This is a genomic window from Burkholderia sp. AU15512, assembly GCF_002223325.1.
Taxonomy (GTDB): Bacteria; Pseudomonadota; Gammaproteobacteria; order Burkholderiales; family Burkholderiaceae; genus Burkholderia.
Map to the genome: position 1 here is coordinate 766838 of NZ_NKEX01000008.1, position 21837 is coordinate 788674.

General features: G+C 61.9%; 23 protein-coding genes and 1 pseudogene. 13 read left to right on the forward strand and 11 right to left on the reverse strand.

Annotation, left to right across the window (positions count from 1 at the left end; all coding sequences use genetic code 11):
- Positions 1–118: 118 nt before the first annotated feature.
- On the forward strand, positions 119–955 hold the full coding sequence (locus CFB43_RS35700) for an alpha/beta hydrolase (protein ID WP_089498774.1): 837 nt from the start codon (positions 119–121) through the stop codon (positions 953–955).
- Between the two features lie 243 nt (positions 956–1198).
- Here the strand turns inward: CFB43_RS35700 and CFB43_RS35705 are convergent, their stop codons facing one another.
- Complete coding sequence (locus CFB43_RS35705; RefSeq protein WP_089498775.1) at positions 1199–1747, reverse strand: glutathione peroxidase; 549 nt, start codon at positions 1745–1747, stop codon at positions 1199–1201.
- A 307-nt stretch (positions 1748–2054) separates the two neighbouring features.
- Complete coding sequence (locus CFB43_RS35710) at positions 2055–2381, reverse strand: EthD family reductase (protein WP_089499066.1); 327 nt, start codon at positions 2379–2381, stop codon at positions 2055–2057.
- A 607-nt stretch (positions 2382–2988) separates the two neighbouring features.
- On the opposite strand from CFB43_RS35710, the gene CFB43_RS35715 reads away from it, so the two are divergent.
- Positions 2989–4896, forward strand: a complete 1908-nt coding sequence (locus CFB43_RS35715) for a DUF3857 domain-containing protein (protein ID WP_089498776.1) — start codon at positions 2989–2991, stop codon at positions 4894–4896.
- 130 nt (positions 4897–5026) lie between these two features.
- Here the strand turns inward: CFB43_RS35715 and CFB43_RS35720 are convergent, their stop codons facing one another.
- Positions 5027–5491, reverse strand: coding sequence for a GNAT family N-acetyltransferase (locus CFB43_RS35720; protein ID WP_089498777.1), 465 nt, complete (start codon positions 5489–5491; stop codon positions 5027–5029).
- Positions 5492–5641: 150 nt separating this feature from the next.
- Here CFB43_RS35720 and CFB43_RS35725 point away from each other — a divergent pair, with 150 nt between their 5' ends.
- The 3 genes from CFB43_RS35725 (at position 5642) to CFB43_RS35735 (ending at position 8108) form a co-directional block, all read left to right on the forward strand.
- Positions 5642–6304, forward strand: coding sequence for a GntR family transcriptional regulator (locus CFB43_RS35725; RefSeq protein WP_089498778.1), 663 nt, complete (start codon positions 5642–5644; stop codon positions 6302–6304).
- Positions 6288–7529 (forward strand): dicarboxylate/amino acid:cation symporter, encoded by a 1242-nt coding sequence (locus CFB43_RS35730; RefSeq protein ID WP_089498779.1) that lies wholly within the window; start codon positions 6288–6290, stop codon positions 7527–7529. The genes CFB43_RS35725 and CFB43_RS35730 overlap by 17 nt, the downstream gene beginning before the upstream one ends.
- Positions 7530–7703: 174 nt before the next feature.
- A complete protein-coding gene (locus CFB43_RS35735; protein WP_089498780.1) occupies positions 7704–8108 on the forward strand; it encodes a hypothetical protein in 405 nt (134 codons plus the stop codon).
- A gap of 387 nt (positions 8109–8495) precedes the next feature.
- Here the strand turns inward: CFB43_RS35735 and CFB43_RS35740 are convergent, their stop codons facing one another.
- On the reverse strand, positions 8496–8810 hold the full coding sequence (locus tag CFB43_RS35740; protein WP_089498781.1) for a hypothetical protein: 315 nt from the start codon (positions 8808–8810) through the stop codon (positions 8496–8498).
- A 201-nt stretch (positions 8811–9011) separates the two neighbouring features.
- Here CFB43_RS35740 and CFB43_RS35745 point away from each other — a divergent pair, with 201 nt between their 5' ends.
- The 3 genes from CFB43_RS35745 to CFB43_RS38245 all read left to right on the forward strand — a co-directional run bounded on the left by CFB43_RS35745 (position 9012) and on the right by CFB43_RS38245 (position 11249).
- A complete protein-coding gene (locus tag CFB43_RS35745) occupies positions 9012–9227 on the forward strand; it encodes a hypothetical protein (protein WP_089444558.1) in 216 nt (71 codons plus the stop codon).
- Between the two features lie 430 nt (positions 9228–9657).
- Positions 9658–10665, forward strand: coding sequence for a phosphate ABC transporter substrate-binding protein PstS (gene pstS / locus CFB43_RS35750; RefSeq protein WP_089499067.1), 1008 nt, complete (start codon positions 9658–9660; stop codon positions 10663–10665).
- A 98-nt stretch (positions 10666–10763) separates the two neighbouring features.
- Positions 10764–11249: a hypothetical protein gene (locus CFB43_RS38245; protein WP_144023180.1), complete on the forward strand. Its 486-nt coding sequence runs from the start codon at positions 10764–10766 to the stop codon at positions 11247–11249.
- Here the strand turns inward: CFB43_RS38245 and CFB43_RS35755 are convergent.
- The 4 genes from CFB43_RS35755 to CFB43_RS35765 all read right to left on the reverse strand — a co-directional run bounded on the left by CFB43_RS35755 (position 11230) and on the right by CFB43_RS35765 (position 13903).
- Positions 11230–11829 carry a DJ-1/PfpI family protein gene (locus tag CFB43_RS35755; RefSeq protein ID WP_089498782.1) on the reverse strand — a complete coding sequence of 200 codons (600 nt, stop codon included), beginning with the start codon at positions 11827–11829 and terminating at the stop codon, positions 11230–11232. The genes CFB43_RS38245 and CFB43_RS35755 overlap by 20 nt on opposite strands.
- 218 nt (positions 11830–12047) lie before the next feature.
- Entirely contained in the window at positions 12048–12461 is a 414-nt protein-coding gene (locus CFB43_RS35760; RefSeq protein WP_089498783.1) for a hypothetical protein, read from the reverse strand.
- Positions 12462–12806: 345 nt separating this feature from the next.
- Positions 12807–13382: a hypothetical protein gene (locus CFB43_RS38250; protein WP_144023181.1), complete on the reverse strand. Its 576-nt coding sequence runs from the start codon at positions 13380–13382 to the stop codon at positions 12807–12809.
- Positions 13383–13519: 137 nt separating this feature from the next.
- Positions 13520–13903: an ATP-dependent protease gene (locus CFB43_RS35765; protein WP_089498784.1), complete on the reverse strand. Its 384-nt coding sequence runs from the start codon at positions 13901–13903 to the stop codon at positions 13520–13522.
- 132 nt (positions 13904–14035) lie between these two features.
- Here CFB43_RS35765 and CFB43_RS35770 point away from each other — a divergent pair, with 132 nt between their 5' ends.
- Positions 14036–14455: a hypothetical protein gene (locus CFB43_RS35770; RefSeq protein ID WP_089499068.1), complete on the forward strand. Its 420-nt coding sequence runs from the start codon at positions 14036–14038 to the stop codon at positions 14453–14455.
- A 154-nt stretch (positions 14456–14609) separates the two neighbouring features.
- On the opposite strand, the gene CFB43_RS35775 is transcribed toward CFB43_RS35770, so the two are convergent.
- Complete coding sequence (locus tag CFB43_RS35775; protein WP_179254977.1) at positions 14610–16055, reverse strand: DEAD/DEAH box helicase; 1446 nt, start codon at positions 16053–16055, stop codon at positions 14610–14612.
- 379 nt (positions 16056–16434) lie between these two features.
- On the opposite strand from CFB43_RS35775, the gene CFB43_RS35780 reads away from it, so the two are divergent.
- Entirely contained in the window at positions 16435–17169 is a 735-nt protein-coding gene (locus CFB43_RS35780; protein ID WP_089498785.1) for an ABC transporter substrate-binding protein, read from the forward strand.
- Positions 17170–17393: 224 nt separating this feature from the next.
- Here CFB43_RS35780 and CFB43_RS35785 read toward each other — a convergent pair whose 3' ends face one another.
- Positions 17394–18038: a carbonic anhydrase gene (locus tag CFB43_RS35785; protein ID WP_089476248.1), complete on the reverse strand. Its 645-nt coding sequence runs from the start codon at positions 18036–18038 to the stop codon at positions 17394–17396.
- 364 nt (positions 18039–18402) lie between these two features.
- Here CFB43_RS35785 and CFB43_RS35790 point away from each other — a divergent pair, with 364 nt between their 5' ends.
- Complete coding sequence (locus tag CFB43_RS35790) at positions 18403–19194, forward strand: MHYT domain-containing protein (RefSeq protein ID WP_089498786.1); 792 nt, start codon at positions 18403–18405, stop codon at positions 19192–19194.
- A 162-nt stretch (positions 19195–19356) separates the two neighbouring features.
- Here CFB43_RS35790 and CFB43_RS35795 read toward each other — a convergent pair whose 3' ends face one another.
- Positions 19357–20286: a LysR family transcriptional regulator gene (locus CFB43_RS35795; protein ID WP_089498787.1), complete on the reverse strand. Its 930-nt coding sequence runs from the start codon at positions 20284–20286 to the stop codon at positions 19357–19359.
- 112 nt (positions 20287–20398) lie between these two features.
- On the opposite strand from CFB43_RS35795, the gene CFB43_RS35800 reads away from it, so the two are divergent.
- The gene (locus tag CFB43_RS35800) at positions 20399–21571 is read left to right on the forward strand and encodes an acyl-CoA dehydrogenase family protein (RefSeq protein WP_089498788.1); all 1173 of its coding nucleotides are present in this window, start codon (positions 20399–20401) and stop codon (positions 21569–21571) included.
- Between the two features lie 39 nt (positions 21572–21610).
- Positions 21611–21817 (forward strand): annotated as a pseudogene (locus tag CFB43_RS35805) (FAD-binding protein); the annotation flags it as partial.
- Positions 21818–21837 lie beyond the last annotated feature (20 nt).

Consider the following 21837-nt stretch of genomic DNA (forward strand, 5'->3'; position numbering starts at 1 on the left):
TCGGCAATCGCGTAGTACCCCTTGTTTCGTTGCTGGCGAGCACGGGGCAGACGGCTCCGGAAATACCGAGGTCTCATATGCGTGATGTTCGTCATCCAGCGATCACAGGAGCACGGATATGAATCCGGAAACGCGTACCGACACGGTTGTACTGATTCACGGCCTGTGGATGACGCCGTTGTCGTGGGAACATTGGGTCACGCGCTACGAGCAGCGCGGCATGCGCGTCATCACGCCGGGATATCCGGGTGTCCAGCCGGGCACGGCCGGCGTCGAGGCGCTCCGTCGCGACCCGTCGCCGCTGGTGAATCTGGGCGTGCGCGAGATCTTCGACCACCTGGCCCGAACCATCGCCGCACTCGACACCAAGCCGATCATCATGGGGCATTCGTTCGGCGGCGCGTTCGCCCAGCTTCTTCTCGACGCGGGCTACGGCTCGGCCGGCGTCTCGATCGACGGCGCCGGGGTGAAAGGTGTATGGGCGTTGCCGTTCAGCCAGATCAAGGCGGCGTTCCCGGTCCTGCGCAACCCGGCCAACATGCATCGCGCGGTGCCCATCACCGAGCAAGAGTTTCACTATGCGTTCACGAACAACCTGAGCCTCGAGGAATCGAAGAAGGTCTATGACCGCTACGCGGTGCCCGTGTCGGGGCGGATCCTGTTTCAAGGCGCGTTCGCGAACGTCAACCCGAATGCCCCGACGCGCTACAACTTCGCGAACGACGAGCGCGCACCGCTGCTCTTTATCGCCGGCGGCAACGACAACATCCTGCCGCCGGCCGTACAGCGCGAGAATTTCGAAAGGAATGCGAAGGGCTCGCGTGCGATCTCGGCGTACAAGCTGTTCGACGGCCGCAGCCACTACACCTGTGGCGAGAAAGGCTGGGAGGAGGTTGCCGACTTCGCGCTCGACTGGGCGCTGGCGCCTGCGGCGGGGGATCTCGGCACGCGCTGAGTTGTTGGTCAATGGCCCAATTCCCGAACGGTATCGGGCAACGTCAACAGGCCATTGAACGACTTGTCGGTCTGACGCATTCTCCGGTTCGCCAGTCGACGCAGGCACCCCGGCGCGCTCCGTTTTCAACGTGCGAGTGGCAAGTCGGCAGACATGGTGTTGGATTGCCCCGTGCTGGCACCCTCGACAACGGGTGCAGGTCAGGCAATCCGTTCCGGCACGGCACGCGTCCCGCGCGCCGGCTTACGCGGCCTTGGCCAGCTCCGCGTCGATGGCAGCGACCAGCTTCGGGTCGTCCGCGGTCGTATCGGGCGAGAAACGCGCGACCACTTCACCCGTGCGGCTCACGAGAAACTTCTCGAAGTTCCACAGCACCTCGGGCGCCGGGTTCGGTTGAATGCCGTAGCCTTCGAGGCGCGCACGGAACGGGCCGTCGCCAGCCGCCTGCGGCTGCGCCTGGGTGAGCGAGCGATAGAGCGGATGCTTGTCGTCGCCGATCACGGAGATTTTCGAGAACAACGGAAACTTCACGCCGAAGGTGCCGGTGCAGAACGACTGGATCTCCGCATCGGTGCCCGGCTCCTGGCCCTTGAAGTTGTTGGCGGGGAACGCCAACACTTCGAGACCTTCCGCGCGCTTGCCTTCGTAGAGCGCCTCAAGGCCTTCGTATTGCGGCGTCAGCCCGCATTTGGACGCCACGTTCACCACCAGCAGCACTTTGCCTTCGTAGGAACGCAGGGTTGTTTGCGCGCCGTCGATGGCGTTGATAGGAATATCGTAAATCGTGCTCATGTCTGCATCCTTCAATTGATGGAATTGATTGGCGAACCGCTGGAATCGCGGCGTATCGCGTTCAATGGAAAACCTTGGACGTCGGTCAGCAAAGGCGCGTTGTCGACGCTCGTGATCTGCGCGTGGCAGAGCCCTATCCTACTGCGATCGGTCAACTTCCTGCTTGCCGGCGCGGGCCGCGGGGTCCAACAGGCGACCTGGAAAGGACCAGGCTTCGATACAACGGCAGAATGGCTGCATAAGCGTCGCCCCGTTGCCCGGGGTACGCCATCAGCGGATGCGGCGCTTGGCGATATCCGAACCGTGGTCAGACTTCCGAACGCTCCACTACCACCTCACTGATTTGAAGCACGGGCTGTATATCCGTGTAATTGGCGATGTCGGCCATGATCTCCCGCGCGTGCGGGTCGCGGGCCGCCTCGAAAGCTTCGACCGACGTGCAGACGAAGTCGCACTTGGCCACGTAGACAGGATCCGTGCCCGGAGCGCCGCCGGCGATGCCCTTGTCGACCGTGTAGTACAGACATGCCGCACCGAGCCGCTGCTTCACCATCGGCATGTGCTTGTCGCGGTAGTAAGCATGATCGAATCGCGCGCCTGGGGCGTACGGGTACATGACACTGACTTTGATCATCGGGTTCTCCTGTTGCTGCATGGGAATCGAGGCGCCAACGCTCGCGAGACGACATCGAGGCTGCCGAGATCGGGCGTGGCGAACGCTTCTTGCTGAATAGGCATACTGACTCTCCCGATTGCGCGCCGATGAACCCGTCTCGCCGTTTTGGCGGCACTGAGTGTACAACGGGGCGAATGGCCAACCTTTGCGCAGTTTCGTTCGGGACGCAGGAAAGCCAGGGCCAACAAAACATCTTCCCGCTCGGATACGTTGCGTGGCGCGATGCCGCCGGGACCATTCACCAGTCGGTAGCTTACGATTTTCATGCGATGTTCAATTGCCACCGAAGCGGGGGCTTTCAAATGGTTGGGAACACGCGATCCGACAAGATGGCCCGTCCGTCGAAATCCGTGAAACAGCGCGCGCTCCGCATCCGGCTACGACATGTCGCGGATGCTGGCGACATGGCTTGCAATCAACCGACAACTTCCTGTCGATGCAGACAAGACACGCGCAAGTCAATTTCGCACGCGCACCGCGATTCGTAGCGGCATGCTCGTCGTCGTGGTAGTTTCTTGCTTCCCGCCTCGCAAGAGGAAAATAAGAAACCACGAGGGCAATCCACATGCTGATTGCGCGAGACGGCCGATCCATTTCAACCGGCTGCATGCGACTGTCATACCTCGCGGTAGCGGTAGCCGGCATGCACGCTGCTGCCGCTTTTTCCGCTGATTTCTCTCCACCCGCAACCGTCTTGTCCGACGACACGGTCTACACGGTGAATCGCGACAGTTCGTCGATTCGTGATCAATCCAAGTCGATCCGGATAGAGACGGAACAGGGCGTCAGGTCGTACGGTCAAGTTTCGTATCGATATAGCCCCGAGTTGCAGAAGTTCGACGTGGTCGAGGCTTACACCACCACGCGCGACGGCGTACGGATCGACGTACCGCCCAATGCAATTTTCACTCGTCAAAGCGCGTCGAGCATCCACGCCTCCACCTTCGACGACAACCTCGTCAAGACGATCGTCTTTCCCGGCGTAGAACCTGGCGCGACCGTGACCATGCACACGCGCGAGACGCAAGTCACGCCGCTTTTCCCCGGCAATTTCTCGGCCGACGACACGTTTCCGAACAACAAGCCGATCCAAAGCGCCAGCATTACGATCAATGCGCCGTCCTCGATGAAGCTGTATACGGATGTCGTCGACATGCAGGGCGGACGGGTTGCAACCGATGCCGACGGCCGGCAAACATGGCGCTGGACGATAAAGGATGCAGCTGCGCAGCCACTCGAAGCCAATGCGCCGAGCATCGACGATCGCAGCCCGCGGATCGTGGTCACGACGTTCCCGGGTTACGCGGCGCTCGGGCAGGCATACGCCGCCCGTGCGCAGCCGCAGGCGACCATTACGCCCGACGTGCAAACGCTGGCCGACGAAGTCACGAAGGGAATCGCCGGCCGGCGCGATCAAGCAGATGCGCTCTATCAATGGGTCAGCCGAAACATCCGCTACGTCGCCGTGTTCCTCGGTTTCGGCGGTGTCGTTCCGCATAGCGCACAAGACGTCTTGCATGCACGCTATGGCGACTGCAAGGACCATACGACGCTGCTGCAGGCGCTGCTGGCAGCCAAAGGGATAGCGAGCGACACGGTGCTCGTGAACGCGGACAGCCGCTATTGGCTGCCTTCGGCCGCCAGTCCGTTGGCCGTGTTCAATCACGCGATCACCTACGTTCCCGAGTTCGATATCTACCTTGACTCGACAGCGGGCACGGCGCGATTCGGCACGCTTCCTTTCAACGAGCAGGGAAAGCAGGCGTTGTTGACCGGCGTCGGCAATGGGCAGTCTCGCTTGGTCGTCCTTCCCGTTGCACGCCCCGATGCCGACACGGTGACGGTCACTACGCACGTCGCACTCGACAAACTCGGCACCGTTCGTGGCGATAGCGAAGTCAAGAACGGCGGCGAATACGACTGGGTCGCGCGTTCCATATTCTCCCGGCTGCCGGCTGGTTCGGAACCGGTGTTTGCGCAGGCGTTTCTGACTGCGAGCGGGTTGGACGGCACCGGCCGCTACATCCATGGCGACATCAATGATCTCTGGATGGCGTTTTCGTTTTCCAGTGTGTTCGAACTACCGGACTACACCGCGCTCCCTGGCCCCGGCGCCATGCGCGTCCCAAGGGGATTGGGCGGCCTCAACACGATATCCAGTGCCATTGACGGGGTAGGTTCGGCCAGGCGCAAAACTCCGTTCCTGTTCAAGGCAGGACACTTCAGCGAAATCACGAAACTGGAATTGCCGGCCTCGATGAAAGTGTTGAGCCTGCCCAAGCCCGTCACCGTCACTTCGCCGTTCGGGACTTATGCGTCGTCCTATGCGATGGAAGGCAGAACCATCAGCGTGACCCGAACGCTTGATTTGACATCGAAAGTGCCGTATTTGCAGCCGGACGAATATCCCGAGTTCGGAAGAATGGCGACATCGATCAAGCGTGACCTTGCAGCGCAGATCGTCTATCAATGAGCGGTTTTGCGGCGCGACAAACCCAGCGGCCAACGTGCCATGAAGAGGCACTGAGATTGAGATGTCGAATGGCACTGGACTAGACCACGCATAAACCATCTGGTCGTCTGACGTCAGTAGCAACCGAAAATCAGCCCGCGATCTGGCGCTGCATGAGATAGAACCTCATGTCGTCGCGCCCCTGCATTGAAACCGGTTTCGGATCGCGATTAAAGCCGAGCATTTCATAAAATGGGTATGCCGATTCCCGCGCCGTACACCAGAGCAATAATCCACGCTGATCGCGGACATAACGAATGGATAGATTGACCAGAAGGCGTCCGAATCCCAGACCACGCACCGATGGATGGACGGCCATGCCGCGAAGGCGCCAGGCTTCAGCGTTCAAAACACCGGATTGTCCTTCTTGACACACCGACGCCACCGCCACAATGCCGTCGTTATCACGCACGGCAAAGTGCATTGTCGTCGGGGCGAGGTCTCCGGGTAGCGCACTCCCTTCTTCATCTCCGGCCATCAAGATCGCGGCCCTGAGGGGATAGGTTTCTTCCGCGCGAACGGCGCAGATGGTAAAGCGCACATCTTGTGAAGTCATCTAATTGTCGGCTCGCTTCGTGACTCGGATAGTCTTCCGGTTCGCTTTCAGCATACCCACTCGCAAAATTATCAGTTGCCGGGCGTTACCAGTAAGGGTAATTTCCTATCCGTTATCTCTTTTTCAATCATACGCTAACTGCGATCACAGATGACGTCGAAAGTCTCGACAGATGCAGAGCTTGCCTACGACGAGATCCGATCGAGGATCTTTGACGGCCGCCTTGCGCCTGGGCAGAAAGTATCCCATCGAGGACTATCGGACGAACTCGGTTTCGGCCAAATGCCTGTGCGCAGCGCATTGCATTTGCTCGAGTCCGAAGGGCTGGTTGTCGTGATCGAAAAGAGCGGGACCTATGTCGCTTCGCCAACTACGAGCGATCTCCGCGAAATTTTCGAAATGCGGCTGGCCCTCGAGAGTACAGCGGCGTTTCTTGCAGCCAGGTCGGGCGTAACGGCAGACCTTCGCGACGCGGCAGAGAAAATGCAGGTGCTGATTGACCAGGACGTCGCGGACATCATGCTCGAGCAACGTGTTGGTTGGGTCTTTCATCAAGCGTTGTTTGCTGCAGCAAGGAACATCCGAATCTCATCGGCGTATGGTCTATTGCGAGCCCAAACCTTGGCGCTGAACGAACTCCCGCGTAGCGACGCCGAAACCGTTCGGCGCGGCACGATCGAGCACCTGAAAATCTTTCACGCAATCGAAGCAAACGACGGCGAGCTTGCGCGTCAGCATATGTGGAATCACATCGTTGACGGCACGCCCGCACGGATAAAACTACTCAAGGCGCGGCATGAACACGAAAAATAAAGGGCTTTCCCTCCCGCTGCAAATGCTTGGCGGGCTTGTCCTGGGCGTCGCTTGCGGCGTATTTGCTCCTGGTTTTGCCGGGAAGCTGGGCTTTCTCAGTGCAATGTTCGGCCACGCGATCAAGATGGTCGTCATGCCGTTGATCTTCCTGTCGGTCACGGTCGGTGTCTTTCGTGCGGGCCGACTGCGCGAACGGCTCGGAAAAGTCGCACTATCCAGCATCGTCTTCTTCGTTTTGATGACTGGCCTGGCTGCGTCACTCGGCCTGCTGCTCAACTTCGCATTTCGACCGGGTCTCGGTGCGAGCCTCACGCACTCCGGATCGATGCCCGCAGCCCTCGCATCCAGCATCGACTGGACGAAATTTCTCGTTGATTTGATCCCCGCGAACATCGTCGCTGCGCTCGCTGCAGGGAATTCTCTCCCGGTGCTCGTTTTCGGTGTCATTTTCGGTGCCGCATTGGCGGCTGCCCCGGAGCGTGCCGAGCCCGCGATTGCCGTTTTCGAGGCGCTGCTGTCCGGCCTGTTCAAGATGACCCAGTGGGTGATCGCATGGTCGCCGCTCGCGATCTTCGCCGCGATCGCGCAGTTGCTGTCGGCCAAGGGCTTTGCCGGCGTGCACTCGCTCGTCGAGCTTCTGGGCGTGGCCTATCTCGGCATGGCGATTCTGGCGGTGGTACTCACCCTCGTCATTCGCGTCGCCGGTCAATCGCCTCTCGCCGTTCTCAGGAAAGTGAAGGAACCGCTGATCCTGGGTTTCACGACGCGGTCGTCCGAAATTACCTACCCGTTGCACCTGAAGAAGCTGGTTGAATTCGGCGTTCCCCACGGCGTGGCGTCCACGATCTTGCCGCTCGCCTATATTTTCAATCGCGACGGCGCGGTCCTCTACACGGCCCTCGCGGTCGGCTATCTGGCCGACGCCTATCATCTCGCCTGGTCCTGGCCGCTGGTGATCACGATCTTGATTTTGACGATCATCACCATCGACGGGGCAGCCAATGTGCCCTCCGGAGCGATCGTCGCCATCACCATCGTGCTGACGTCGATCGGGTTGCCGGCCGATGCGGTGCTGCTGCTGTTGGGCGTCGACGCCTTTTTCGACATGGGGAGAACCGCCCTCAACGTCTACGGGAGCACGGCGGCGGCAGCTGTGGCGGTGAGACTTTCCGGTTCGGAGGACAGTATCGCCGCCGAAACCGCGACGCGTCAGGCGAGCGTGTGAGTGATTCGGAAGCGACGGGCACAGGGCGCTTCACTGTTGCGCCCGCCCATTGCAAGGCGCCGGGGCACATCCACTCGAGCATCCAGGTACGACGACGAGAACAGGATTGGATGATCGTTCGTTTCCATTGATCTTCGGTTAGCAGAACGACGGATCTTTTGCAGGAGAAACAGTATGGTTGGTTCAGAGTCCGCAGATTATTTCATGCTGCGCCTAGGCACGCCGCATCCGACATGGGCGTTGACCGATGACAGCAACGTGATTGGCATCGGCAATTGTGACGGCGTGGTGAGTGCCCTGTTCGAGCTGGATCGCAACCAAATCGCGCGGATTAGAGCATTGGGCCAATCGGTGGAGAGAATCAGGTGTATTTGCGACCGCGCGGGCCGGGAGCTGCACTTTTATCTCCACGGCAGACAGGTGTCTCCCGGCGTCTGGGCCGGAGTCGCGTCGGCCGATCCCGACTATCTGCCGACGGCCGCGATGATCGCAACATGGACAGTACCGACGAAGCCCTGCGATGCCTTCAAGTTTCCGAGCGTGAGTGCACGTCCGGTCGCATCCGTTAGCCCAGCCTAAACTGCGATCACAGATTATTGCGCAGGATCGAGCCGGATAAGCCCCGACTGTCGGGGCCGATCGTTTGACATGCTCGTCCGGCTGCTCGCGCACACCGTTCAGTGCCTTTGGTTCTGGCACACTCAACCTCGGATCGCCAGGACCACTTTGCTGGCCAGTTCACCGGCCAGCGCTTTTCATTCATGGGTATTCGGTCATCGAGCGACGCCCTTTCATCGCGAAGCTCAAGCACGAGACTACGCGGAAGCCTGCAAAACCATCCCGCCAATACTGCAGCAATCCCTGCGCCGCACGTGACAAGACGCAACGCGTGAAGCTCGCCAAGCCCCACGCCCGTCCGCTCCAAGACCGAAAACTCCGCTCTCTTCAACCGCCCCCCTGCAGCGCTCACCGCATCGCCGCCCAAGCCCCCTGCTCGCCCCGAGCGCTACCGGTTCGAACAAAATCCGAAACATTCAGCGAAACCGTGTCGGCCTTCGCCTTTGAGCGCGTCTTTCGCGCGACTGCCAGGATCGGCGTCAAATGCTCGTAAAAGCATTCGAGCTGTCGTGCGTCAGACGCCAGTCGCTCAAGGTCGCACGCCTTCTCGAGAATCAATCGAGCAATATGAAAACGCTGAAGGCCGTGGCCGACCCGAATCTGAAACACGACGCCATCGCTGCTATGCGGCACCCCCGCCCACACAAGCGAACTGCGATCCATAAAGCCTCCGAAATATCCCAATCGTCACACCAATATGCCAGCCATCTCCGATGTTGCATATTTGTATTTCAAAATTGTGGCGTTTCACACATTGGCATTTTCGTAAAACACGAATATTGCGCCGCAGCAAAAGTGCTCGTAGACTGGGTTTGCGCGTCCGATGTAGTTGCCCGCAGTCGTCCCATGACGGGAGAGCACGCGATGACGACTTCTTCACCAGCACTGAACCCAGCACCCCCTGCGCTCCACGTGTTCCAGCAAGATGGCGGCTGGCACTGGGGCATCACGGTTCCTCGCTCCGCGGGATCCGGCTTCAAACTGATCGCATTCAGTACCGACATCTTTTCCACGGAAGACACCGCACAACGCGACGGCGATCGGGCGTTGGCCTCCATCGTCGCCCGTGACGTGCATTGAATCTGGCGGATCGGGCAATTGCGCCTTCCTTGAATTTTCACAGCCAACTGCAATACTCCTATCACCCTTCGTTGCGGGACCCTTTACCGCGCACGATGACGGCCTTCGTCCCTTGTCTGACCTATCCGATCGTCGGTGACGATCCAGCCCAGCCGGTCGCTGCCTGCGGCCTCGGTTGCGGTACGTTGCAATCAGGCTCCCGGCGAACGTCATACGAGAAAAATGCGGCACTGAGGCTGCTGCACCCACGCAACGGCGCATCGTGCTCGAAAGCAATCGAGAAACGATCATTGCCGCGGTTAATCGACAGGCGTTGCCGAAAGGCGGCCCGCAGACCCCACCCAACCAGTCAGACTGCTCGACCGAGGCCTGCGTGCGGGCCGGCATGCCGATAGCAGACAGGAGGCGTTACGTGAACATCCGGATCTTGATGCCCTGCACCCTGATTCTTGTTGCCCTCCATGCTCACGCGGTAGATATCACCGGCGCAGGCAGCACGTTTGCAGCACCGATCTACGCAAAGTGGGCCGATGCGTACAAGAAGGCGGGCGGCGGCAAGGTCAACTATCAAGGCATCGGCTCGTCGGGCGGCCTGAAGCAGATCAACGCGAAGACGGTCGACTTTGCCGGTTCGGACGCTCCGCTGAAGGATGACGAGCTCGCGAAGGCCGGCCTGTTCCAGTTCCCGACGGTGGTCGGGGGCGTGGTGCCGGTCGTCAACGTACCGGGCGTGAAGGCCGGCGAACTGACATTGTCGGGCCCGGTGCTCGCCGACATCTACCTCGGCAAGATCAAGAAGTGGAACGACCCGGCGATCGCCGCGCTGAACCCGAAGGTCAAGCTGCCGGACACGGACATCGCCGTGGTTCGCCGCGCTGACGGCTCGGGCACGAGCTTCATCTGGACGAACTACCTGTCGAAGGTCAACGACGAGTGGAAGTCGAAGGTCGGCGAAGGCACGACGGTCAACTGGCCGACGGGCACGGGCGGCAAGGGCAACGACGGCGTCGCAGCGTTCGTGCAACGCCTGCCGGGCGCGGTCGGCTACGTCGAATGGGCGTACGCGAAGAAGAACAACATGGTCTACACGGCTCTGAAGAACTCGACGGGCACGGTGGTCGAGCCGAAGACGGAAACGTTCAAGGCCGCTGCTGCCGGCGCGAACTGGTCGAAGTCGTTCTACCAGATCCTGACGAACCAGCCGGGCAAGGAAGCATGGCCGGTCGTCGGCGCGACGTTCGTGCTGCTGCATGCAACGCAAGAGAAACCGGCACAAGGTGCGGAAACGCTGAAGTTCTTCGACTGGGCATTCCACAACGGCAGCCAGGCCGCCACGGAATTGGACTACATCTCGCTTCCCGAATCGGTGGTGTCCGAAATCCGCTCGCAATGGAAAACGAAAATCAAGGATGCGTCCGGTAAGCCGATTGCAAACTGAGGAGTCCGGATGAGACGCGCAATCGCCCGCATTCGCCTCGCAGCGCAGGAGGACGCAACCGCCGATCGACGCACACCGCGATGGTGAGCGCGGCCTGATTGAAGCATGAGACGGACGCACTGCCGATCACGTTGCAATCAACGGACGATTTGAGCCATGCGCGAAGAAGCGCTTCACCGATCCAACGCGTTCCTGAAAAGCTGACCTCCATGCCTTGCGAAGCCTGCACGACCCTGCACGCGACGGCCGATCCTGTCGCCCATCGGGAACTGGTGGAATTGCACGAGCCAACGAAATTGCGGCCGCTAGGACGGCCTGCAATCGTCGTGCGACAGTATCGCTGCCGTCTTTGTCATACGAACTGGCTGGTGGAGTCCGATCCGTTGCGAGCCGGCGTCACTGAATGGCTCTGCCTGAACGGGTCAGCGAACATTCTCACGCCCTCTTCCACACCGCAGCCGAACGACATGGCACCCGGGCACCTGGGTGAAGCCGGTGTCGGGAATCCGACGTTGCCGCTGAACCCGGCTCACTGCGATGGAGGCAGCGCCATTTTTTTGCGCGCTACGGCAGGTAAGGCGTGATGTTCGTCAACGCACGAGCAACGTACTCCTCCTTCTCCCCCACCGGCGCCACGTAGTGCAGTGCGCTCCGTGCGGCTTCCTCGCCCTCCAGGCGCGCAATGATCCACGCGGCCAGATACTGCGAAGCAAAGCAGCCACCTGCCGTTGCGACATTGCCTTGTGCGAAGAAAGGCTGATTGAGGACTTCGACGCCCGCCTCGACGACCCACGGCTTGGTCGTGAGGTCCGTGCATGCCGGGATGTTGTCGAGGAGGCCGAGTTTTGCCAGAACGAGCGTGCCCGAACATTGGGCACCAATCAGTTGCCGGGTCGGATCGAGATTGAGCTGCGCCATCAGCGTCGCGTCGTTGACGACATCCCGGGTTTGAATACCGCTCCCGACGATGACGGCATCCGCCGCGCGTGCGTCCGCCAACGTCGACTGCGCCTGAACGGTCACCCCGTTCATCGATGTGACGAAATGCTCCGGGCATGACAGCGTCACCCGCCAGTCGGGCTTCTTGATTCGGTTGAGTACGCCCAGCGCGATGAGGGAATCGAGTTCGTTGAAGCCCTGGAAGGTCAGAATCGCGATGTGCATGGGGTGCCCTGGCTGAGGTCTGTCGATGCATATTGCCAGATCGGCGCGATGAACGGATTGACGTTCGCGAAAACTGACGGTTGCGGTTTCGACCACGGGGGTCTGGTCGGAGAGTGCACGTCGCGCTCGCCCATCAGCGCGGCTTTCCGTGCCGGCAGTTCATGAAGCGTAGCCTCACCAGGGAACCGCTTTCCGTTCGGCCCGGTGGGTTCGGAAAGTCAGCGGACAGGCTGTCCGACAACCCGGGCCCACATCGCCCGAACGCGTCGCGCGCGGTCTTCGAAGAGATATGACGCCGCAAGCGTCAAGACACCTGAAATTGCACCCGTCACGATGTGCTCGACATAGGGGATGCGGTAGTGACTCGTGTGCGAGTAGGCGTCGCCCAACGTGGTCAGAACGCCAACGACCAGCGCATTGCCGTATCGATTCGCGTAGAGTTTTGCCACAGGCGTGAACGTCAGCAGTACAGCCAGGAGCGCGGTCAGCAGACCCGTATGAAATGCGATAGTCCAGTGGGCGAGGCTCATGATATTTCCCCAGCTCCCCGGCATGCACGTCATGCACGCACTGGTCGGTTGCCAGAAACGCTGGACAAACAGTCTGACGCGGTGATTCCACTCGGTTGACATGATGCATTCCCATCCATGCCGTCGCCACGGCCGGAGCCGCCATACGTATCGTTGAAACAGTTCCCGAACGCTGTAGCGAGCTCGCCGCCGTCGTCACGGATCAGTCGGCTGTGTGCCGTAGAGATTTGGCAATGCCGGACATGGAGGAATACTACTCCACGATTAGACGGCCGCTGTTTCGATCTAGACCGCAATTTCAACGCTCGAGTCTATCGGGGCGGCCTCGCCCGTGACGCGCGTCGAAGTCGCCGGCCGGCATCAACCCGCAGTGGGTTTCCGCGCGTTGCAAAAGCGGCCGTTGTGCCCCCTGTGTCGGCAGGTTTTGCCGCAATCAGCGCGCATACCCTACCTCAATACCGTGTTTGGATGCGAAAAGTGAATCATTAAATAAAGCGGTATGCAAAACATGGCCACGAAAATCGCCCTGATAGTTAGGTTTCGAAAGCGACCCGGCCCCCATGCAAATATCGAGCGGGGAGTCGTATCAAATTCCTGATAATCGAGCTCACCCAATCGACCGGCAATCATCGCAAGTTTTGAAACCAGATGCCATCCGCCGCTAGGATCGAGCGACAGCGGCCGAGAAATCGTATTCAGGCTCGTGACCAGCCTCATGTCAGTGCATTCCACGTCAAACGCATACTGATCGAGGACGAAGCGTAGCGCAGAACAAAGCTCGTGATCACGTCCAATGACGCGGGACAGAACCTCTGCCCGGTCGCCGTAAATATATAGCCCATGCGGCATTTCAAAGTGGCGAAGGAATGGAAAAAGGCGTCCAAGCCATCGCGCGGAATAAGTCGTCGCGAAGCCTACATCGATCCTTGAAGGCAGTTTCAATGGCATGTAGACGTAAGTGGCACCCCTGATATGACCGACCTCCCCGCCATACCTTTTCATCAGCGTTTTGAGTTCACTCATGTCTATAGGTCTCCATCGGATCGGACTCGAAAGATCGCAACGACACCGCTCGATACTTTGTCCATGGGGCGATTAAATCCGACACATGTGAATGTCGCGCCAATTCAATAACTTGCGCCCCCAATGGCAAGCCGTGATCAAAGATCCCCGCGCACTTCCCCCGTTCCCAGCGCGCTCCGCTGCCGGTTGACTTCCGCCCAAAGCTCATCGCTGTCGTCATTGCGCAGCACGACCATCCAGTCCAGTTGATCGTCGGTCACGCCGAAGTATTCGAGGATTTCCCGTCGAGCCGCGTCGATGAATTGCGCGTATTCCGGGGTTGCCTGCGCCCGCGCGTGCAACGCGTCGTATTCGGCATCGTCGGCGCCGCCGCCGTGCTCGTCGATATAGCGCGAGATCCACTGGTCCCGTTCGTGGTCGTAATCCGCCTCGGCGCGCATCGCCTGCGAAGCCGTGTAGAAATCCAATTGGGCAAACGCGGCGATCGCCGCCGTTGTCGCCTCGTCGAATGGTGTCGTCATTTCATCTCTCAAGTCAGTCATCGCACATCATCGCACGGGCCGCACCCGGGCAGGTGCGTCGAATCCGGGCCGCGCGCACATGCCATAATTCGCCCGTTCCCGAACTACCGGATGCATCGTGTCATACGCGAAATGATTTTGATCAGATCAGTTGCCGCCTATCTGTTGATGGCTGGATGTCTTGCTGCAGCGCACGCCGAGACGTATCCACCCGAAGTATCGAGAAACATCGACAAGCTTCAGTCCCAATGTGCCCGCAAGTCCGACGATCCGAAGGCGCCAGCCTGCATCGAATACAAGGCCACGTTGGCCCGCACCATTCCCCCTGCCGTCCAGGCACTGATGCATCAGGAAGAAGTCGCCAATGACCAATGCCGGAATGGCCCGGCACCGAAATTATTGCCTGACGGGCAATATGCGCCAGGAAGCGCCTGCGCACAACGCGAACAACTGATGAAGGCCCTTCACCAGCACAACTGGTGCTGGGGTCATACGGACATGGATAGCTACCTTCCGGGTTGGGTGATCTGTCATCCCGGTGAATGGCAGTAAGGCCGCACCCATAGCGGGACAGCATTCCGCAAGGCTGCGGCGGCGGATTGCCGGTCCCAGCCTTCGCCGGCGATGGTCGCATCCGCTGTTGCCGCAACACGCAGTCGAACAGTTTTCCCGGCTATCCGTCCCGTCTCTCGATCTGCCTTTGCAATCAGGACGGACGTTTCCGACGGGCGCCAGCGGGTTTGCCAGCCGGCTTGCGTGCGCCCGCCGCCGGCTTGCCGGCAGATTTGCCACGCGGCTTCTGCGCGCTGAACGGACTGCCGATGGTGTAGTCCGGTCCGTTACCGGCCGGCTTCCCGTGCGGCGCGGCAGCCTTGCGCTTGTTCTCACCACCTTGCGGACGCGGCTTTTTACCCGCCACCGGCACGGCAGCCGACGCAGCGTGCGGCACTTTCGGCTTCTTGGGCTTTTTGGGTTTCTTGATGATCTCGCCCGTCGCGCTGGTTTCCGGCACGCGATGTTCGGCCTCGAAACCCGGCTCTTCTTCACGGCGCAGCGTTTGCTTGATCAGCGCTTCGATCGCGGCCAGTTGCGGCGCCTCATCCGCGCACACCAGGGACACCGCCACGCCGCTGGCGCCCGCGCGGCCGGTACGGCCGATGCGGTGCACGTAGTCTTGCGCCACGATCGGCAGGTCGACGTTGATCACCAGCGGCAGGTCGTCGATATCCAGCCCGCGCGCCGCGACATCGGTGGCCACCAGCATCTGGACTTCGCCCGTCTTGAAGCGCTCCAGCGCACGCAGGCGCGCCGGTTGAGGCTTGTCTCCGTGGATGGTGTCGACGGCATAGCCCGCTTCGTCCAGCATCGCCGCCAGGTAATCCACGCCATTGCGCGTCTTGACGAACACCAGCGCATGCTCCCACTTGTTCTCGGCCACGAGGTGCATGAAAAGATCGGGCTTGTTCCGCTTGTCGACGGTCACCACCCACTGCTTGATCTTGCTGGCCGTGGCATTGGGCGGGCTGACGCTGATGTTGACCGGACTGCGCAGAATGGTCGCCGCCATCGCGCGGATATCGTCGCTAAACGTGGCCGAGAACAGCAGCGTCTGGCGCTGCACGGGCAGCGCGGCAAAGACGGCGTTGAGCTCGCGTGCAAAGCCGAGATCCAGCATGCGGTCGGCTTCGTCCAGCACCAGCGTCTGCACCTGATCGAACTGCACCGCGTTCTGGCGATTGAGGTCCAGCAAACGGCCCGGCGTGGCCACGAGCACATCCACGCCCTTGCGCAACTTCATCATCTGCGGATTGATGCTCACGCCGCCGTAAGCGGCCAGAAACCGCAAATCGAGGCCCTTGCCGTAAGCGATGAAGCTTTGCAGCACCTGTTCAGCCAGTTCACGCGTGGGCACCAGCACCAGCACACGTGCGCGGTTGCTGGACACCGCCGGGCCGTGTTGCACCAGCCGCTGCAACAGCGGCAGCGCAAAACCCGCCGTCTTGCCCGTGCCGGTCTGGGCGCCCGCCATCACGTCCTTGCCACCGAGCACGGCAGGAATCGCCTTGGCCTGCACCGGCGTGGGGGCCTGGTAATTGAGGTCCTGCAGGTTACGCAGCAAGGGATCGATCAGGCCGAGCGAGGCAAAAGACATGGACGTATTCCGGACTAAAACCGCAATTCTAGCGGTTGCCGGGCGGATCAAGGCCCACAGCGCCGTCTGGGCGGCGCCGACGGGGAGCGACGCCACGGCCAACCGACAGCCGCCGCTGGCGCGAAGCAAGCAAATCAACTCCCTCTTCCCGCATCAAATCGTCTCTCGCAGCCACGCAATCCCTTTGCCCGTCCATCGCTGATGGGGGCACAAGATGAGGGGAACGCACCTGTCTCGCGCCTCCCGATTGGCGCCGAAGGCAGGCTTGCGCCGCTCGACGCCGCTCGATGACGAAAGCCAGGTGATAAGCTCGATGCCGACGCGCGATCGCACATCGACGCGCGCCACACCCTGCCCCTACGACCGCCACGAGCCTGCCATGCCCCTCGCCCCTTCCGTCCTCTCCGCGTTCACGCCGACCGGCAAGCTGCGCGCGTCGATCAACCTCGGCAACCCGATCCTCGCGAACCGCGACCCGGCGACGGGCGAACCGTTCGGCGTGTCGATCGACCTTGCGCGCGCGTTCGCCGAGCGCCTGTCGGCCGAGCTGGAACTGGTCGTGTTCGACACTGCCGGCAAATCGGTGCAGGCGCTGACCGACGAGCGCGCCGACTTCGGCTTCTTCGCGGTCGATCCGCTGCGCGGCGAAACGGTCGCGTTCACGGCGCCGTACGTGCTGATCGAAGGGTTCTATCTCGTGCGCGACGCGTCGCCGATCCGCACGAACGCGGACGTCGACCGGCCCGACCACCGCGTGACCGTCGGCAAGGGCAGCGCCTACGACCTGTTCCTCACGCGCGAACTGAAAGCCGCGCAGATCGTGCGCGCGCCGACGTCGCAAGCGGTCGTGCAAACCTTCGTCGAGCAGCAACTGGAAGTGGCCGCAGGCGTGAAGCAGCAGCTCGAGACCGACGCCGCTAAAACGCCTGGCCTGCGCCTGCTCGACGAGCGGTTCATGGTGATCCGGCAGGCCATGGGCGTGCCGAAGAGCCGCGGCGAAGCGGCCGCGGCGGCATTGAATGCGTTCGTCGAGGAAATGAAGGCGTCGGGCTTCGTCGCGGATTCGCTGCGGCGGCATGGCATCTCGGGCGCATCCGTCGCGCCGCACGCGTGACGGCACGGGGCGTCGCGCAGCGATCTACAGCGGCGATCGCCCCGCTTTGCGGCCGCCCGACTCCGCGCGGCCGCGTCGGGTGCAGGAAGCCGTGATCGAGATGAAGACGTCGGGCATGGGCGGAACCGACCTTCGCGACTGCCGATACAGATCGGACCGCAGATCGGCGCTTTCGATTGTCCGACTCGGCCGGGTGGATACGACCGGCCGGGAAGCGCCGGCGCTCAGTACGACTTGACCGCCACCGTGGCCGGCGACTCGCTCAACGGGACAAATTGGCGCGTCGCGCCGTCGAGTGCGTCGATGCGCCCCATCTCGATGTCGTAGACCCAACCGTGCAGGTTCATGCGTCCTTGTTCGAGCGCAAGCGCAACCGACGGATGCGTGCGCAGGTTGGCGAGCTGCGCGATCACGTTCTCGCGCACCAGACCGTCGAGCTTGTCCCGAGGGGAGTCGAACTGATGCGCGGCATTGATGGCTTTCGCGGCATCGGAATGGCGCAACCAGTTCGCAACAGCCGGCATATGGTCGAGACACGTACACCGTGAGATCGCGCCCATCGCGCCGCAATCCGAGTGCCCGCAAATGACGATATCCCGCACGCCGAGCACGGCGACCGCATACTCGACCGTGGCCGACACGCCGCCCGGTTCCGGTCCATACGACGGGACGATGTTGCCCGCGTTGCGAATCACGAACAGTTCGCCCGGCTCGCGCTGCGTCAGCAGCTCGGGCACCACGCGGCTGTCCGAGCACGTCACGAACAGCGCCTTGGGATTTTGGGCGGTGGCGAGCTGCTTGAACAGCTCGACACGTTGCGGATAGACCTCGCGCTGAAAGCGCAGGAAGCCGTCGATGATGTCGCGCACGGGACTCTCCTGATACGAATTCACGGCGGGCGGGCAACGCGATCGTACGCTGCCGTCCGCCAGGGCGGGCGACATTATCGCAGATCGGCGACGTCGTGATGAGGCCGGCGCGGACGTCGGCCAGCCGGACTACCTCGGCGCCCCCCATGCGCGCGCGGCGCATTCGATCCGGTCCCCCCGGGACCGGAAACCCGGCACGCTCCGGGGAAGTCCGCCGCACCGACGCACCACCCTAAGTGGCCAGCGGCGCCCTTGATTCGATTGCGGGTTTCGGTATATTTGCGGGACACACGAGGGGATGGCGCACTCGCAAAAATAGGGCGCCCTCAAACGACCAAAAAGCCTATAACCGAGAACAACGATCATGTCCGGCACCTACGACCTTACGCTCGTCGTACTTTCCTGCCTGCTTTCGATCCTCGCATCGTTCACGGCACTCAATATCTCCGATCGCCTGAATCTCATCGGGAATCGTTCGATCTGGCCCTGGATCGCGTTCGGCGGGTGCATCATGGGGCTCGGCATCTGGTCGATGCATTTCGTCGCCATGCTGGCATTTCACCTGCCGGTCGCTGTCGGATACGATATTCCCACCACCGTCGCTTCCTTGCTCATCGCGATTGCTGCTTCGACAGTCGGCTTCGCCCCGCTCGCCCGCTTCGCCCTGCACTGGCCGCAACTCATTGTCAGCGCAATCGTCATGGGGCTGGGCGTCGCCGGCATGCACTATCTCGGCATGCAGGCAATGAGCATCTGCTCCGGTATTCGATACCAGCCCTGGTTGGTCGTGCTGTCCGTCATCATCGCGATCCTGGCAAGCGGCGCCGCCTTGTTGCTGGCCTTCGACCTGCGCAGGCCGAGCACCTTCGGCAGGACACGCCAGATCGGTTCGGCCATCGTCATGGGCGTGGCCGTGTGCGGGATGCACTATTGCGGCATGGCAGCAGCCAGTTTCGAACGAGGCAGCGACGCGACCGCAACCCTCGCCAATCTACCCGCACCGTGGCTGGCCGGTATCGTCGTGACGGTCAGCCTGGTGATTTTCCTGGTTGCCGCCGTGATCATGCTGCTGGATGCCAGGATCAACACCCAGGCGCGAGAACGCGTTCAGGCAACATTGAGCACCCATCTCGATCGACGGAATCCGACTCGCTAAGAGCGCACGCTCGACTGCATCCGGGCCCGTCAAACGGGCCTTTTCCCCCGCTCTCCCGGCCCGGCACACCCGGTGCACGGGTGGCCGGCCGCTTCGGCGCGCCGGCCTGTCCCGCCGGGGTAAGACCGCATCCGAGGCGGCTCACCCCACAACGAACTCGCCCTAGCCCAGCCAGCGCGCATCCGGCCAGTCGCCTTGGTCGAACGTCGCCTTCACGCAATCGAGCAGCACACCGACCACGCAGCGAACGGGTGCGGTCGCCTGCCGGCTGCTGGGCGCCGCGAGCACGATCGTGCGCCGGACGCCCGGCGACGCGAGCGGTGCCGCGGTCAGGATCCCGCGCTCGACCTCCTGCGTCACGCCGACGGCCGGCAGGATCGTCCAGCCGTGGCCTTGCGCGACCAGTTCCTTCTGCACGCTCAGCGCATTGGTTTCGGCGAACACCTGCAACGTCACGCCCGCCTCGGCCGCCGCGTGCTCGATCGCCGCCCGCAGGCCCTGCGGCGCGGAGGGCAGGATGAACGGCTCGCGTGCGACCCGATCCAGCGACACCGGCCGCTTGTGCGACAGCTTGGCCGACGGCGCCGCGACGGCCCACAGACTCTCGTCGATCAACGCCTTGACGTGCAGCGCGGGCGTCTCCTTCTGCCCGTACAGCAGCGCCGCATCGACATCCCCCGCTTCGAGCCAGTCCTGCAGGTGGCCCGCATAGCCGATCGTGAGCCGCAGGCGGATGTGCGGGTAGCGCCGCGCCACCTCGCCCGCCAGCCGCGTGGCCAGCAGGTCCGACGTGCTGGCCAGCAGCCCGATGCTCACGATGCCCGCCACCGGCCCCTCGGTCGGCTGGATCTCGGCCTTGGCCCGCGCCACCTCGTTGAGGATGCGGCGCGCGTATTCGAGCATCGTCTTGCCCGACGGCGTGAGCTGCATGCCGTGGCGGCTACGGTCGAACAGTTCCGTCCCCATGTCCTCCTCGAGCAGGCGCAGCTGGCGCGACACGGCCGGCTGCACGAGATTCAACAGGCCCGATGCCCGGGTGACGTTGCCCGTTTCGGCCACAGTGACGAACGCACGCAATTGCTTGAGATCCATCGCGGATACCTCGATACCAAAAACTGATTCGACGATCAGGAAATTCTATTGTTTAAGAAATCCATCAAAACTTATTATGGACTCGACCCATGCCAATGACGAGACACGATTCATGAGCGCCTCCGTTTTCTCCGCCCCCGACCAGTACCAGGCAATCCGCGACGCGGTACGCGGCCTGTGCAATCAGTTTCCGGCCGACTACCACCGCAAGATCGACGAGGCGCGCGGCTATCCCGAAGCGTTCGTCACCGCCCTCACGCAGGCCGGCTGGCTGGCCGCGCTGATTCCGCAGGAATACGGCGGCCCGGGGCTGTCGATGGCCGAGGCGTCGGTCATCATGGAAGAGATCAACCGCTCCGGCGGCAATTCGGGCGCGTGCCACGGCCAGATGTACGTGATGAACACCATCGTGTTCAGCGGCACCGACGCGCAGAAGCAGCGCTACCTGCCGCGTATCGCAGCGGGCGAACTGCGCGTGCAGTCGATGGGCGTGACCGAGCCGACCACCGGCAGCGACACCACCAAGCTCAAGACCACGGCCGTGAAGAAGGACGGTCGCTGGGTCGTCAACGGCCAGAAGGTGTGGATCTCGCGGGTTCAGCACAGCGACCTGCTGATCCTGCTCGCACGCACCACGCCGCTCGACCAGGTGCAGAAAAAGAGCGACGGGCTGTCGTGCTTCATCGTCGAGCTGGACAAGGCGATCGGCAACGGCCTCACGGTGCGCCCCATCCTCAACATGGTCAACCACGAGACCAACGAGCTGTTCTTCGACAACCTGGAGCTGCCGGAAGACGCGCTGCTCGGCACCGACGGCAAGGGGTTGAAGGTGATCTTCGACGGCCTGAACGCCGAGCGTACGTTGATCGCGGCCGAGTGCATCGGCGACGGCTACTGGTTTCTCGAAAAAGCGCGCGACTACGCGAGCGAGCGCAAGGTGTTCGGCCGCCCGATCGGGCAGAACCAGGGCATCCAGTTTCCGCTCGCGGAATCGTTCATCGAGCTGGAGGCCGCGAACCTGATGCGCTGGCGCGCGTGCGAGAAGATCGACGCGCGCCAGAACGCCGGGGTCGAGGCCAACATGGCCAAGTACCTGGCGGCCAAGGCAAGCTGGGAAGCGGCCAATGCGTGCCTGCAGACGCACGGCGGCTTCGGTTTCGCCTGCGAATACGACGTGGAGCGCAAGTTCCGCGAAACGCGCCTTTACCAAGTTGCGCCGATTTCCACCAACATGATCCTCGGGCACGTAGCCGAGCATGTGCTGCAGCTGCCCCGTTCCTACTGATTCCGGAAGGATTCCTATCCATGAAGATGCTCGTCCCCGATCGGCCAGAACGGCAAGATCGTCGCGCCGCAGCGGTACGTCGCGGTCGGTATCTCGGTGGCGATCCAGCATTTGGCCGGCGTGAAGGAATCGACGGTAATCGTCGCGATCAACAAGGATTCCGAAGCACCGATCTTCATCGTGACCGACTACAGCCTCGAAGCCGAACTGTTCGCGGCCGTGCCAGAACGGGGCAACGCACGCTGACGGCAAGGGTAGCCGGCACC